Origin of the sequence: Methylococcus sp. ANG, assembly GCF_040730495.1 — a bacterium.
In the GTDB taxonomy this organism is placed as follows: domain Bacteria; phylum Pseudomonadota; class Gammaproteobacteria; order Methylococcales; family Methylococcaceae; genus Methylococcus.
The window spans coordinates 3,499,776-3,513,556 of the sequence record NZ_CP160399.1; the positions used below are offsets into that span (position 1 = coordinate 3,499,776).

13 protein-coding genes are annotated in these 13,781 nt (G+C 65.0%); 2 read left to right on the top strand and 11 right to left on the bottom strand.

Translation table 11 applies throughout. The features are described from left to right. Genes ABZN20_RS17110 through ccmD form a run of 5 tightly spaced genes read right to left on the bottom strand, consistent with a single transcriptional unit; the run spans position 1 to position 3,616 of the window. Positions 1 to 462: a cytochrome c-type biogenesis protein gene (locus ABZN20_RS17110; protein WP_218805634.1), complete on the bottom strand. Its 462-nt coding sequence runs from the start codon at positions 460 to 462 to the stop codon at positions 1 to 3. Continuing rightward, the gene (locus tag ABZN20_RS17115) at positions 459 to 1,001 is read right to left on the bottom strand and encodes a DsbE family thiol:disulfide interchange protein (protein WP_255556259.1); all 543 of its coding nucleotides are present in this window, start codon (positions 999 to 1,001) and stop codon (positions 459 to 461) included. Before ABZN20_RS17115 ends, ABZN20_RS17110 begins: the two co-directional genes overlap by 4 nt. A 19-nt stretch (positions 1,002 to 1,020) precedes the next feature. Beyond that, positions 1,021 to 2,994 carry a heme lyase CcmF/NrfE family subunit gene (locus tag ABZN20_RS17120; RefSeq protein WP_367026052.1) on the bottom strand — a complete coding sequence of 658 codons (1,974 nt, stop codon included), beginning with the start codon at positions 2,992 to 2,994 and terminating at the stop codon, positions 1,021 to 1,023. Then, entirely contained in the window at positions 2,991 to 3,452 is a 462-nt protein-coding gene (gene ccmE, locus ABZN20_RS17125; protein WP_367026053.1) for a cytochrome c maturation protein CcmE, read from the bottom strand. The genes ABZN20_RS17120 and ccmE overlap by 4 nt, the downstream gene beginning before the upstream one ends. After that, positions 3,449 to 3,616: a heme exporter protein CcmD gene (ccmD, locus tag ABZN20_RS17130; RefSeq protein ID WP_367026054.1), complete on the bottom strand. Its 168-nt coding sequence runs from the start codon at positions 3,614 to 3,616 to the stop codon at positions 3,449 to 3,451. Before ccmD ends, ccmE begins: the two co-directional genes overlap by 4 nt. A gap of 520 nt (positions 3,617 to 4,136) precedes the next feature. Between ccmD and ABZN20_RS17135 the strand changes: the two genes are divergently transcribed. Beyond that, entirely contained in the window at positions 4,137 to 7,313 is a 3,177-nt protein-coding gene (locus ABZN20_RS17135) for a cytochrome C (RefSeq protein ID WP_367026055.1), read from the top strand. Between the two features lie 317 nt (positions 7,314 to 7,630). Here ABZN20_RS17135 and ABZN20_RS17140 read toward each other — a convergent pair whose 3' ends face one another. From ABZN20_RS17140 to ABZN20_RS17165, 6 genes are all read right to left on the bottom strand, one after another. Further along, positions 7,631 to 7,927, bottom strand: coding sequence for a type II toxin-antitoxin system RelE/ParE family toxin (locus ABZN20_RS17140; protein WP_218805639.1), 297 nt, complete (start codon positions 7,925 to 7,927; stop codon positions 7,631 to 7,633). Further along, positions 7,918 to 8,145 (bottom strand): addiction module protein, encoded by a 228-nt coding sequence (locus tag ABZN20_RS17145; RefSeq protein ID WP_218805640.1) that lies wholly within the window; start codon positions 8,143 to 8,145, stop codon positions 7,918 to 7,920. Before ABZN20_RS17145 ends, ABZN20_RS17140 begins: the two co-directional genes overlap by 10 nt. 318 nt (positions 8,146 to 8,463) lie before the next feature. Next, on the bottom strand, positions 8,464 to 11,079 hold the full coding sequence (locus tag ABZN20_RS17150; protein ID WP_367026056.1) for a vanadium-dependent haloperoxidase: 2,616 nt from the start codon (positions 11,077 to 11,079) through the stop codon (positions 8,464 to 8,466). 235 nt (positions 11,080 to 11,314) lie between these two features. Then, on the bottom strand, positions 11,315 to 11,914 hold the full coding sequence (locus tag ABZN20_RS17155) for a Uma2 family endonuclease (protein WP_367026057.1): 600 nt from the start codon (positions 11,912 to 11,914) through the stop codon (positions 11,315 to 11,317). Between the two features lie 75 nt (positions 11,915 to 11,989). Then, positions 11,990 to 12,547 (bottom strand): Uma2 family endonuclease, encoded by a 558-nt coding sequence (locus tag ABZN20_RS17160; protein ID WP_367027581.1) that lies wholly within the window; start codon positions 12,545 to 12,547, stop codon positions 11,990 to 11,992. Positions 12,548 to 12,622: 75 nt separating this feature from the next. After that, positions 12,623 to 13,180, bottom strand: a complete 558-nt coding sequence (locus ABZN20_RS17165; RefSeq protein WP_367026058.1) for a Uma2 family endonuclease — start codon at positions 13,178 to 13,180, stop codon at positions 12,623 to 12,625. Positions 13,181 to 13,616: 436 nt separating this feature from the next. Between ABZN20_RS17165 and ABZN20_RS17170 the strand changes: the two genes are divergently transcribed. After that, on the top strand, positions 13,617 to 13,775 hold the full coding sequence (locus ABZN20_RS17170) for a hypothetical protein (protein ID WP_255556260.1): 159 nt from the start codon (positions 13,617 to 13,619) through the stop codon (positions 13,773 to 13,775). Positions 13,776 to 13,781: the final 6 nt, after the last annotated feature.

Here is a 13,781-nt window from a genome sequence, read left to right on the forward strand (position 1 = left end):
TTACCCCTGGAATCGGTCTTTCAACTGCTGGAGGCGCCGGCGCTCTTCCGCGGAAAGCGCTTCTTCCGGCCGGACCGGGTCGGCGCGCCGCTTGGCCTGCTTCCACAGGAAGACGGCGCCGCCGGCCAGCAGCAGGAACGGCCCGAGCCAGAGCAGCAGCGTGACGCTCTTGAACGGCGGGCGGTAGAGCACGAAGTCGCCGTAGCGGTCGGTCAGGAACTGCACGGCTTCCTCGCTCGACTTGCCGCTCTGGATGATGTTGTAGACCTCCGTGCGCAGGTCCTTGGCCAGTTCGGCGTCCGATTCGGCCAGCGACTGGTTCTGGCAGACCAGGCAGCGCACGTCCTTGATGAGCGTTTCGTAGCGCTCCTGTTTGGCGGGATCGTCGAACTGGCGGACTTCCATGGCATCCGCGGCGGGAATGGCCAGGAGGCCGCACAGGCAGAGAATCAATCGTTTCATGCGGCGCCCTGCAATTCGCGGATCAGCGGCAGTATCTTGTTTTCGAGGTCTTCGGGAGTCACGGGACCGGTCTGCTTGTAGCGGATCACGCCGTGCTTGTCGACCAGGAAGGTTTCCGGCACGCCGTAGACGCCCCACTCGATGCCCATCTTGCCGTCCTCGTCGAAAGCACTGGCCCGGTAAGGATCGCCGAAGCGCTTCAGCCAGGCCAGGGCGTCGTCGCGGGTGTCCTTATAGTTGAGGCCGTAGATCGGGACGATGCCGCGCTTGGCGAAGTCCACCAGCACCGGATGTTCCTGGCGGCAGGAGACGCACCAGGACGCCCAGACGTTGAGCAGGAACACCTGGCCCTTGAGTTGGTCCAGGCTCAGGGTGCGGTCGGCCGCGGCCACCTCGGGCAGCGAGAACGCCGGGGCCGGCTTGCCGATGAGGGGGGAAGGCACTTCGCGCGGGTCCAGGGTCAGACCCACGCCCAGGAGGACGACCAGCAGGACGAAAATGACGAGAGGAATGGCGAAACGCATGCGTGATGTCACCATGGGTTGCGTTCGAAGGGTATCAGGTTGCGCGGGCCGCGGCGCGTTCGGGAACGGCGCGGGCTTCGCGCAGCGGCAGCCGGTAGCGCCGGTCGCCGACGGACAGGAGGCCTCCTGCGATCATGAACAGGCCGCCGGCCCAGATCCAGCGGATGAACGGCTTGACGTAAAGCCGCACGCTCCAGGCGGTCTTGTCCAGCGGTTCGCCGAGGGCGACGTAGAGATCGCGGGACAGGCCGGCGTCGATGGCCGCTTCGGTCATCATGTTGCGCTGGACCTTGTAGTTCCGCTTCTCGGGCCTGAGTTCCAGGCTCTCGCCGTCCCGCTCCACCCGGAACGTGGCTCGCTGGGCCGAGAAGTTGGGGCCCTGCACGGTCTCCGTGCCGAGGAAGTGGAAGGTGTAGCCGGACAGCGTCACGCTGTCGCCGGGCGCCATGCGCACCAGCTTTTCCTGGCTCAGGCGGTCGGACAGCACGGCGCCGACCAGGAACACCGCGGCGCCGAGATGCGCAGCGGTCATGCCGTAGACGCTGGGCGACTGGGCGCGCAGGCCATCGAGCCAGCCGTCGCGCAGCCGGATCCGGGTCCACAGGCTCAGGCAGGCGCTCGCCGCCAGCCAGAACGCGCAGCCCAGCCCGGCCATCATCTTGAAATCGGCCTCGTCCCAGGCCCAGGCGGCGAGCGCCATGCCGGCCGCGAAGCTCGCCGGGAACAGGTAGCGGACCCGGTGAAGAATTCGGCCGATGGGGCTTTCACGCCAGGCGAACATCGGGCCGATGCCGGCCAGCAGGAAGATCGGCGCCATCAGCGGGGCGAACACCGTGCCGAAATACGGCGGGCCGACCGAAATCTTGCCGAGCTTCAGCGCATCCAGGATCAGCGGGTAGAGGGTGCCGAGCAGGATACTGCCCGAGGCGGTCACCAGCAGGATGTTGTTGAGCAGCAGCAGGTTTTCCTTGGACACCAGGCTATAGCGCGCCACATCGCGGACCCCCGGGGCCTTCACGGTGTATACCAGCAGCGAACCGCCCACCACGATGGCCAGCAGGATCAGGATGAACAGGCCGCGGGTGGGGTCGGAGGCGAAGGCGTGCACGGACGTCAGCACCCCGGACCGGACCAGGAAGGTGCCGAGGAGGCTCAGGGAAAAGGCGAAGATCGCCAGCAGCACGGTCCAGGCCTTGAAGGCGCCGCGCTTCTCGGTGACCGCCAGCGAGTGTATCAGCGCGGTGGCGACCAGCCAGGGCATGAAAGAGGCGTTTTCCACCGGATCCCAGAACCACCAGCCGCCCCAGCCCAACTCGTAATAGGCCCACCAGGAACCGAGGGTGATGCCGCCGGTCAGGAACAGCCAGGCCACCAGGGTCCAGGGCCGCGACCAGCGCGCCCAGGCCGAGTCCAGCGAGCCGCCGAGCAGGGCGGCGATGGCGAACGCGAAAGCCACGCTGAGGCCCACGTAGCCCATGTACAGCATGGGCGGATGCACCGTCATGCCGAAATCCTGCAGCAGCGGATTCAGGTCGTTGCCGTCGGGCGGCACCGGCACCAGCCGCTCGAACGGGTTCGAGGTGAACAGGATGAACAGCAGGATGCCGACGCTCACCAACCCCATGACGCCGAGCACGCGGGCCAGGAAGTCTTCGGACAGGCTGCGGCTGAACACCGTCACCGCCGCCGTCCAAAGCCCGAGAATCGTGGCCCACAGCAGCATCGAGCCCTCATGCGAGCCCCAGACTGCGGCGATGCGATAGTACAGCGGCAAGGCCGAGTTCGAGTTGCGCGCGACGTACTCCACGGAAAAATCGTTGTTGATGAAGCAGGCCGTCAGGGCGCCGAAGGATGCCAGCAGAAACAGGAACTGCGCGCGGCCGGCGGGCTTCGCGACGCTCATCCAGATGCCCACGCCCTGGGATGCGCCCAGGAGCGGGAAAGTGCCCTGCAGCAAGGCCATCAGGAGGGCCATGACCAGGGCGATGTGGCCGAGTTCGGCGATCATTTTTTCTGGTACTCCGAGTAGTCGGCGGGGAGTTGGCCGTTCTTCTTCAGCGAATCGGCGACTTCGGGCGGCATGTAGTTCTCGTCGTGCTTGGCCAGCACTTCAGTCGCCTGGAAAGTGCCGGCATCGTCGACCTGGCCCACGGCGATGATGCCCTGGCCTTCCCGGAACAGGTCGGGAAGGATGCCGGTATAGAGCACCGGTACGGCGTTCGGGCCGTCGGAGACCTCGAAGCGCACGCTCAGGCTGTCCGGTTCGCGTTTGACGCTTTCCTTGACCACCAGCCCGCCGATGCGGAACGGGTAGCCCTTCGGCGCTTCGCCGGAGGCCACCTGAGAAGGCGTATAGAAATAAAGGAGATTCTTCTGGAAGGCGGTGAGGGCGAAGAAGGCGGCGATGCACACGCCGGCGACCATCAGCGCTACCCACATCATGCGTCTGCGGCGCGGCGTCATCATGGGCGGGACTCCTGCTTCAACTGGCGGCGAAGGCTTTTCAGCATTTCGTTTTTCCGGCGCAGCGGAGCGATCAGGTTGAAGACGAGCACGGCCAAACACAGGCCGTAGGAAGTCCATACGTAGACGGCATAGCCGCCCATATGGAAGAACTCTTGGAAATTCATGTGCTTGGGGAAGGCCTCGGATGGAGGGGTGATTGGGATCGACACGATATGTTACGGCAATGGCGACTTCAGCGGCTACCGGAGAAATGGAACAGCGGAGGATGGCGTCGTTCCTTTCCCGAGCGGCCGGGAGTTATGCGGTCGATGGACCGTCCAACAATAAAGCACAAATCGCGCCGCGAGGTGAATCGGGTTTACACTTTTTGGTTTGCGCCGGTGGTGTCACGGCCTCATCGAGATCGAGCGGACAGGTGCGACGGTTTCCAATGTGTGTGATCTGCCCTGAGAGCCGCGTCAAATGCCGCATCCCGCGAGTTCCACCCTCGCCCCGCCTTGTCGGCGATCTCGTGCGCGAAATAACTCATACGGTTCGTGAAATCGCGCGATCGGCGATACCGATACTGGCGTTCCTCATTGTTTTGGCTTGGTTTTTCCGCTGGCTCGATTGTTGCCCCCTCTCGTTTCGGCCGCGCGTCTTTCCCGCGGCGCCGTGCACGACAACAAGAATCCTGGAGGAACCATGAATACCCTTCGCCCTGCTACGGAGACGCGTCCCTCTCGGCGTCTCCTCCTCGGAGGCCCGCTGCTCGCCCTGGCCGTGCTGCTGGCTCCGCAAGCGGTCTCGGCCGCCGCCAAGATCAAGATTGCCAAAGCGGCCTGGTCGGAAAAGGCCGGCACGCTGACGATCACCGGCAAAGCCAAGGGCGGAACCGGCGCCGTCGAGATCTACGACATCAATGGCCGCCGCCTGGGCAGCAGCCAGGGCGGCAGTTTCGCGGTGACGCTGAACCGCCAGGACCTGGCGGGCATCCCTTGCGCGGTGCGGGTTCAATCCGGCGACACCGAGATCATCAAGCCGGTGAAGGGTGCGCCCAAATCCTGCGCTGGCGTGCCTGTCTGCAGTATCGTCAGCCCGGGCGACGGCACGGTCCTTCAGATGGGCGTGGAAACCCATTTCGAAGCCAAAGCCACGGCGAAAGCCCCGGCCGCCTTGCCGTTCAAATACGAGTGGGACTTCGGCGGCGGCGCCATGGGCTTCCCGTCCGGCACCCTGGCCCAGTCCGGTTCGGTCGGCGAACACGTGGCCTTCGTCCGCGATCACGGCGTTTATCGGGTCCGCTTCGTGGCGACCGACGCCCTGGGGCGCCGATGCGAGGATTCGATAGCCGTCAGCGTCGGCCAGGCGCCGGCCGCCCCGCCGGCGGCGGCGTCCCTTGCGGCGGCCTCGGTGCAGGCAGCCCCCAAGTTTGGCAGCGAGCTGGAGGGCAAGGCCGGCGACGTCGTGGTCCTTCCCTTCGCCCACAGCGCGGCGATGGGGCAGGGCGTGATGAACCTGGATGCGGGCAACCCCTGGCCCGGTTTTTTTCACTTGAACGCCATCGCGTATACCAAGGCGCGCCAGCCCTTGAACGTGGAAGCCGACGCCTTCGAGCTGTTCTATTCCGCCGCGGTGAATCCCGCCGATCCGGTGGGGGCGGATTCCATCAACACCACCAGCCGGAATTACCCGGTGGATGCCTCGTTCCGTGACGCCCAGATCAGGAAGACCGACATGTGGGAGGCTCAGGAAGGCTGGGAGACCACGGCGGGCTACGAGCCGTTCTGGCAGGTCGACGAGAGCACGCCGACGGTTTCGCCCTTGTGGAAGGAGCCGCCCACCATCACCAAGATATTGAACGCGGCCTTTCCCGACATGTGGGGACAGGGGGCCGATTGGACCTGGTACCTGGCCCGCAATTCGGTGCCGGACGAAGGCTATCTCACCGGCAAGTTCGAGACCCGGATGACCGGCGACCCTGCCGACAAGGACAATTTCAAGGGCGGCCTGATGCCGGGCAAGGACAATCCCTACCAAGCCAATACACCGCAGGCGTTCCCGACCCGGGAGGCGGATACCCAGGCTTTCCTGGCGCTGGGAATACCTTTGACCGACATGGACGACCAGGGCCGGGTCAATCCCTTCCCGGTGATGCGGGTGGAAGCCAGGAGCAAGTCCACCGGACAGACCGCCGCGGCCGCGGACGTCGCGTTCAATACCGCCAAGGACGTACGCTGCAGCGAATGTCACGTCTATGGCGGCATCGGCGCCGATCCCACCGTGAAACGCTATCTGCGCCCGCAGAAGAAGGACGCCCAGGGCAATCCGATGTTCGACGGCTATGGCAACAAGGTATTGCTGGCTGGAGAGAAGAATACCCGCGTCGAGTATTTTCCCGACTACATGAATTCCAATCCCAAGACTCTGGAAGAAAAGGAGAAGGAAGCCTTCTGGAATACCTATGCGATCCATCCCTTCATGGAGTTGCAGGACCGCACCGGCGCACTTCTGGACGATTGGGATCCCGACGGCGATGGCATCGCCGGCGAAGGAGACCATCACCCCTGGGAGAACGGCTTGCGCTACATCAAGCAGTTCAAGGCGCCCGAACCCTGCCAATGGTGCCATCAGTCCGCCTATCTGAACGAATGCGGCTATGCCACCACCAACTGGGACGGCCTGGAATACGGCCCCTCGGAGCACCGCTTCCACGGCCGTATCCAGGTGGACGGGCAGGGCAAGGTGATCCGCGACGCTGAGGGCCGGCCGCTGATGTGGGACGACCAGGGGACGGGCAAGACCAACCCCAACTCGCTGTTCCCGGTCGTGGACAAGCAGGGCAACAAGGTTCCGATGGAGCAGAACTGCCTGAAGTGTCACGTGGGCGCCAGCCAGAAGGGCTATCACGACCCCATGTACAGCGCCGGCATCCAGTGCGCGGACTGCCACGGCGACATGCTGGCCGTGGGCGACGTCTTCCCCAAGAAAGCCCAGGGGGATCAGCCGAGGAACGCCAAGGGCGAACTGGTCGATCCCGACAAGCTCGACGAGCAGGGCAATCCGACGCCTGTGCATCGGGTCGACTATCTCGACCAGCCGAACTGCGGATCCTGCCATACCGGCAACGGAAACGAACCCGTGCGCAAGCTGGCCTACGATCCTGCCGACCCCGCGGCCACGCCGTTGTTGCCGGAGAATCCGCGGTTCGCCGTCAACAGCGCGAAGATCGCGTTCAATTATGTCGACTGGGACATGAACCGGGTGGACAAGAGCTACGATCTGCCCTTGTTCCGTAAGAGCCTGGACACCCACGGGAAGGTCCCTTGCGCGGCCTGCCATGGCTCCACCCATGCGATCTGGCCGATCAAGGAGCCCGGCGCCAACGAGAACGTGACCTCCCTCCAGTTGCAGGGCCATACCGGCCCCATCCTGGAATGCAACGTCTGCCACACGGCGGATTCCTTCGCCAAGCTGGACGACCTGGACGGCGGCCAGTACAGCGGCGACGCCAAACCCGGCATCCTGGGCGGCCCGCACAACACCCATCCGATCGACGATCCGTACTGGTGGAAGCAGGCCGATGGTGACGTCGCCAACAGCGACGGCAGTAACTACGGTGGCTGGCACAACAACTACGCCAAGCTGCCCGGAGCCAACGGCGAAGACCAGTGCGCGGCCTGCCACGGCAGCGACCACAAGGGCACCCGTCTGTCCAAGACGCCGGTGGACCGGGTGTTCGACTTCCGCGGCTTCGACGGCAAGAAGCTGAAGAAGGCCGGGTTCAAGGCCAAGGTCGTCAAGGTGGCCGCCGGCACGCCGATCGGCTGCGACACCTGCCATAGCCTGGAGACCAGCTTCAAGGGGGCGCCGGGGCATTAAAATCCACCGGCGATTCGATTCCAGGTCAATAGCGGGGCAGTGATGCCCCGCTTGTCTTGCGGACCTCTCCCATCCTTCGTTGCGATTCGCGAGACGGAACAGCCGGCAATCCTAGAACAAGCAGTTGGATGAGTGTGAGCAATTTCAAACCCAAGTCCACCGTGGTTGCACCCTCACCCCTACCCCTCCCCCAGTGGGAGAGGGGTTCTGCTCCCTTCTCCCCGCGGGAGAAGGGCCAGGGATGAGGGTTAGCGGTCTTTCATACTCCCCGCAACTGCTGGATTTAGGACTACAGGTTTTTGTAGCACGACCCGGCCTCAGTTCGGCGCGAGCCGCTTTCTTGTCCAATTGGGATCGCGGCGACAATCCAATACCGCCATGACCAGGACGGTTTCCTCGATGAGCCGATAATAGACGGCAAACGGAAATCGCTTGGCAATGAGCCTGTGATAGCCGAACACGATGCGATGCATGCCCCCGTAAAAAACCAGGGAGTCGATATCCGCATAGAGCGAGTCGAGAAAGTACGGTCCCAGACCCGGCGAACGCCCCTCGTAGAAGCGATACCCTTCTTCGAGATCGCTTGCGGCAGCGGCGAGGATTTTTACTTGCACGCGACGTTTCGGCGGATTCTTTCCTTGGCCTCTTCCCAATCGGACACGCCCATTGTCCCCCCGGCCAAAGCCGCTTCACGATCCCGCAGGATGGGCTCATGCCAATGGGGGGAATCGAAGGACGGGTCTTCTTGAGTCAGATCCGCCCAGAGGCGTTCCATGAGTTCGAGTTTTTGCGCGTGGGTAAGTCGCGATAAAGAGAATTCCGGGGCTTCCATCGCTCTAGCGGTCGCCAATAAAAGAAACGGACAGGAATACAGTCTTGCATGGGGAGGCCGGATTCTCAACCGCCTCCCCGCTTTCCAGCCGGACCTGCGGAAAGTGGAGATTCGGCAAATCCCGGAGGTGGCCGGCGAGATGCCATACGGACCGCCGGGCGTTGCTCACCGCCAACGTTGTGTATTCTCAACCCCCCTGAGCGGTACTCAGCCAAGGAGGATAGTCCCTCCGGGCTATCGGTCCCTCCCCACGGCGGGTTTGCGGGGTACCCAGGTTTCGATCCGGGAAGCGGCCTGTGTCATCCGTTTGGGGCGGGCCTACCGGTCTGCCGCCCCGCCGAAATATTCCATCGCCCTGGCTAAGGCGCCGCGCCCGACCTGTTGACCTATCCTGCGTCCGGCGAAGTCATCGGCCTCGACGTGGATGCCGCCCCACAGCCTGGACTGGCCGGCCTGGTCGGCGGCGTCGAAGTAGCTGGCCCATTGCAGCCGCAGGTCGACGGAAGGTCCGCGCTCGTGGATGAGATAGTCGTCTTTTCGTGCGGTGAACTCCATCAGTCCGCCTGGAAAGTAGGGGCTGCCGGTGAGCGCCGCCAGCACTTCGGCAGCCGCCCGGCTGAAGGTGCTGTGGCCCGAAATGTAGCCGGGGAAGGCGGGTGTGACGAAAGTCCTGCGCTGATAAGGAACCCAGGCGGTGCCCAGGCCCCAGCGCACCCCGCTGACCTGGGTTTGAGGATCGGCCGGGCTGCCCGGCCATGACAGCAGCGCGACGTCGCCGATCCTGCCGCCGGCTTCGGCGGAGACCAGTTCCGCATGGCGTCCGCCCGGAGCCGCGGTTTCCGGGGTGACGAGTTCGACCAGGCCGGGGTTGAGCGGCAGTCCCCGCGGGCTGTAGGAGGGCAGGGACGGGTCGGACGACTGACCGTTCCTGGCCATATAGCGGATCATCGTGATCGGGCGCACGCCGTCGTATTTCCGCTTGCTGCCCCAGCAAGCGATGGCCGCGTCGTGAAGCGCGCCGTTGAGGGCGAAATAGGTCTTCACGTCCCATTCCAGCGGGGCCAGTTCCGGGCCGCCGCCGCCGATACGGCGTTGGAAGCCGGGCGAGTCGGCAACGGCGTTGGCGATGGTGTTCCAGTGGCCGGGCGGGGTCTCCGAATGCGGTCCGTCCGCCCAGAATTCGGCGACCACCCGCCCGAAATCGCCGCGCGGGACGACCTGCGGCGGGTAGGGCTGGCCGGTCGCCGGATTGACGGGATGGCCGGTTCCCTCGTTCGAGCCGAGCGGGTTGTTGCCCAGGGATGCGGGCGAGACGTCCATCGTCGCCCCGTCGTCCGCCGCCAGTTGGCTGGCCAGCTCGATCACGCGGAGCGCCTGCGCCTTGTATTCCGCGTCTCCCTCGCCGCCGAGCCGCGGCGGCGGGCCGGGATCGTAAAGCGCTTCCGCCGTGGCGATATCCGGGAGAGCGAAGGGGATCACTCCGCCCCATTGCGATCCGATGAACGTCTGGACCTTGCCGGGCAACGGAATTCCGTTCTGGGAAACGGTCTTGTCCAGGGCGAGCGGCTGCCAGCGATTGGGATCGAGGTGGTAGCCGGGGTCCGAGGGATCGGTGAGGTCTATCCCCGGCAGCTTCACGACCAGGGGTTTGTTCACCGGCGTATAGGTGGGGTCCTGGTAGTTGGCGGCTTCGCCGGCGCCGTCCCGGTCGCCGAAGGCGAGCACCGCCGCGGCGATCCGGTTTCCGACCGAAGCAGGCGTGTTTCCGGTGGTGTCGGTGACGCCGGGGTCCAGGCCCAGCCGGGCCATGCGGGAACCGAAGCGGGCCTGCGAAGCCGCAGAGCCCAGGGCGAGTTTTTCCGAGTAGCGCCGGGACAGGACCCGGTAGGCCGCGTAGCTGATGGCAATCCTGCGGTCATGCTCGATGTCCGCCGACGCCGGATGTTCAGCCGTGAGATAGGGCTTCGACCCGCCGCCATAGGCCGTCCAGGCGTCGTACATCGCGAGCGAGAGATGGAAAAGGTTGCGTGCGTGGACGCCGGGACGGGGATTGTCCAGCCGGATGGCATCCAGGATTTCCTCGTTCCATTGCCGCGCGACCGACCAATGACGCTGCGGACGGCTGTCGCAATAGGGGGCCGCAAAATAGTTGCCGCGCTTGCGGCAGTCGGCGGAGAGGCGGTCGGCCCGGTTGACCGCGGTGCAAGCGCTGCAATGCGCCTGGGCGACCAGACAGGCGCCGGGTTCCCCGCCGGGCAGGCTGGCGCAGAGGCCGGGAAAAGCGGTGCGTCCGGCGATCCCTTCACAGCGGCGGGCAATGCGGCTCTCGGCTTTTCGTTCCGTGTCCCGCAGGCGCGGAGAGTCGACGCCGATGCAGGCTTCCAGATCGGCCGCCGTACTCGCTTGGTTCCCCTTCAGGCGTTTTCGGACGCAGAGGTGATATTCGGCCAGTTCGGTCCTGACGAAGGTGGCGAAAGACTGCGCGAGCGTCAGTTGGCAGCGCGCCGTGGCGCGGTCTCCGCCGCCCGAATCCAGCACGTCGGCAAGCTCGGCGCCGAACAGGGCGGTCATCTCGGATGCCTCGGAAAATGCGGCGTTGACGTCCTCCGGATTCGCCGGACCGAATGCCGGCGTCTCGCCGCATTCCCGTGCCGCGGCGGCGAGGGTTGCGTCGCGGGCGTGCTCGATGTCGGGATTCCGGGCGGCAAGGCAGGCGCCGATTCCGTCCGCCGCGAGTTTTCCCCGTACCGAGGCTTTGACGCAATGGAGCGCGGCGCGGGCCGCCGCGCTGGCCACGCCGGCCCCGGCTTTCTGGAGTGCCGCGATGCAGCGCTGCTGGGCGGCCGCCGGAGGCGCGTCCGCGGCAGTCGCCGTGTTTCCGGCCAATAACAAAAGGATGAAGATGAGTGCTGCGGGGGAAGTAAAGGGATGCATGGGGACGGTCGGAGGAAGGCGGGGACAGGGCCGTTCAACGTACTTCCCGCCAAGCAGGGACTGTGCCGAGCGTTGATGCGTCGGCGAGTATGGCGCGTCCTCACGCTCCGACCGTCGTCGAGGAGCCGGTGAGGTTGTGTTTGGATTGAAATCCGGGCGAGGGATTTCGAGCGATGTGGCATGTCACGCAAGTCGTGCGTGAAATTGCCGGCCCCCATGTCGTTCCGGTATTCGATCAGCCCGTTCCCTGTTCCCCTTCACCCTGCTGGCCCGCCGTGGACGCCCAAAGATCGGCCAGGGAGAACGCCAGTTCGGCGAAAGGCGGAGCGCGCACCTCGTCGGCTTCCTGCCAGGCGCCTTCCAGCAGCCAATGGCCGTCGTGGAGGCGGAAGACCTCCAGCGTGTGCAGATCCGGCTCGACCAGCCACAGCCATTGCACGGCTTGTCCGGCGTAGATCGGCATCTTGACCACGCGGTCGATGCGCGCCGTGCCGGGGGAGAGCACCTCGCACACCCAATCCGGCGCCAGGGTGAAATAGGCCTCGTCGGGCAAGGCCGGCATCCGCTCGCGCCGCCAGCCGGCCAGGTCGGGCACCAGGATGTGCGGTCCCAGATGCATTTCGGGTTCGAACAATATCCACCACCCGCCGGGACCGCCACGCCCCTGATGATAGGGTGGAACGATTTCACCGGTCAGAATGGAGGTGGCCTGCGCGTGTCTAGGCGCGGGGCGGGGCTGGGTGACGAGCTGGCCGTTCAGGATTTCACCGATGACGTGCTCGGGCAGATCGAACAGGTCGCGGTATTCGGCCAGGCGTTCGGCGGGGCGGCTCATGGAAAGACTTCCGGGTTGGGCGACGCCGTCCATCATGGCGATTTTCCGCCGCCCGGTCTACCTCATCGCCATCGTCTAAGCCCAAAGATCGGCCAGGGAGAACGCCAGTTCGGCGAAAGGCAGAGCGCGCACCTCATCGGCTTCCTGCCAGGCGCCTTCCAGCAGCCAATGGCCGTCGTGGAGGCGGAAGACCTCCAGCGTGTGCAGATCCGGCTCGACCAGCCACAGCCATTGCACGGCTTGTCCGGCGTAGATCGGCATTTTGACCACGCGGTCGATGCGCGCCGTGCCGGGGGAGAGCACCTCGCACACCCAATCCGGCGCCAGGGTGAAATAGGCCTCGTCGGGCAAGGCCGGCATCCGCTCGCGCCGCCAGCCGGCCAGGTCGGGCACCAGGATGTGCGGTCCCAGATGCATTTCGGGTTTGTCGAGGATCCACCAGCCGCCGGGACCACCGCGGCCTTGGTCATAAGGTCCGATCAGTTCACCGCCGACGATCGACGATGCGCGGGCGTGTTTCGGCGCGGGGCGGGGTTGTGTAATGACTTGGCCGTTCAGGATTTCGCCGATGACGTGCTCGGGTAGGTCGAACAGGTCGCGGTATTCGGCCAGGCGTTCGGCGGGGCGGCTCATGGAAAGACTTCCGGGCTGGGCGATGCCGTCCATCATGGCGATTTTCCGCCGCCCGGTCTACCTCATCGCCATCGTCTAAGCCCAAAGATCGGCCAGGGAGAAAACCAGTTCGGCGAAAGGCAGAGCGCGCACCTCATCGGCTTCCTGCCAGGCGCCTTCCAGCAGCCAATGGCCGTCGTGGAGGCGGAAGACCTCCAGCGTGTGCAGATCCGGCTCGACCAGCCACAGCCATTGCACGGCTTGTCCGGCGTAGATCGGCATCTTGACCACGCGGTCGATGCGCGCCGTGCCGGGGGAGAGCACCTCGCACACCCAATCCGGCGCCAGGATGAAATAGGCCTCGTCGGGCAAGGCCGGCATCCGCTCGCGTCGCCAGCCGGCCAGGTCGGGCACCAGGATGTGCGGTCCCAGATGCAATTCCGGTTCGTCGAGAATCCACCAGCCGCCGGGACCGCCTCGCCCTCGCTGAAATGGGCCGACCAGTTCGTCGCCAAGGATGGATGTTGCGAGCACGTGTTTCGGCGCGGGACGGGGCTGGGTGATGAGCTGGCCGTTCAGGATTTCGCCGATGACGTGCTCGGGTAGGTCGAACAGGTCGCGGTATTCGGCCAGGCGTTCGGCGGGGCGGCTCATGGGAGGACTTCCGGGTTGGGCGACGCCGTCCATCATGGCGATTTTCCGCCGCCGGGTCCACATCCGGCATGGCTGGGCGAGCAACTTCCAGTGCCGTCGGGATGCCCGCGGTTTCTGCCATCCGGCGTGTCAAATGACTTAGTACCCCCGTGAAAACCCGGAGCGGCAATTTTTCCGGGCTGACCAAGGCTATATCTATCAGAGGGTTAGGTGTTGGCCCGATCTCTGCTTTATCAGGGGACTCGTCCTGCGCGGCAGCGCGGGACAGTTCGCCATCGGTAGATCGTGCAAACCATTGCGGATCCGGCGCGCCGACCATGGATATGCATGCAGGCAATAGGGGGCAAGCCGCTTAGGGGCGCTTCGGCGCCCCGTTTTTTTGTCCGGTCGAAACGCATGATCCCAGGCGCCAGCTCAAACGGCACAAGAGTTCAGGGTGATCGACGTGATAAACGTGCCCCAGTACACCTACCTCGAAGTGAAGCAGGACAGCCGATCCCAGTGGATCGCCGGGCCGTCCGTGGAAGTCAGGAAAGGCGACGTCGTCCGCTTCGACGGTGGCGTGGAGATGAAGGATTTCCACCTTTACGCTTAGTAATTG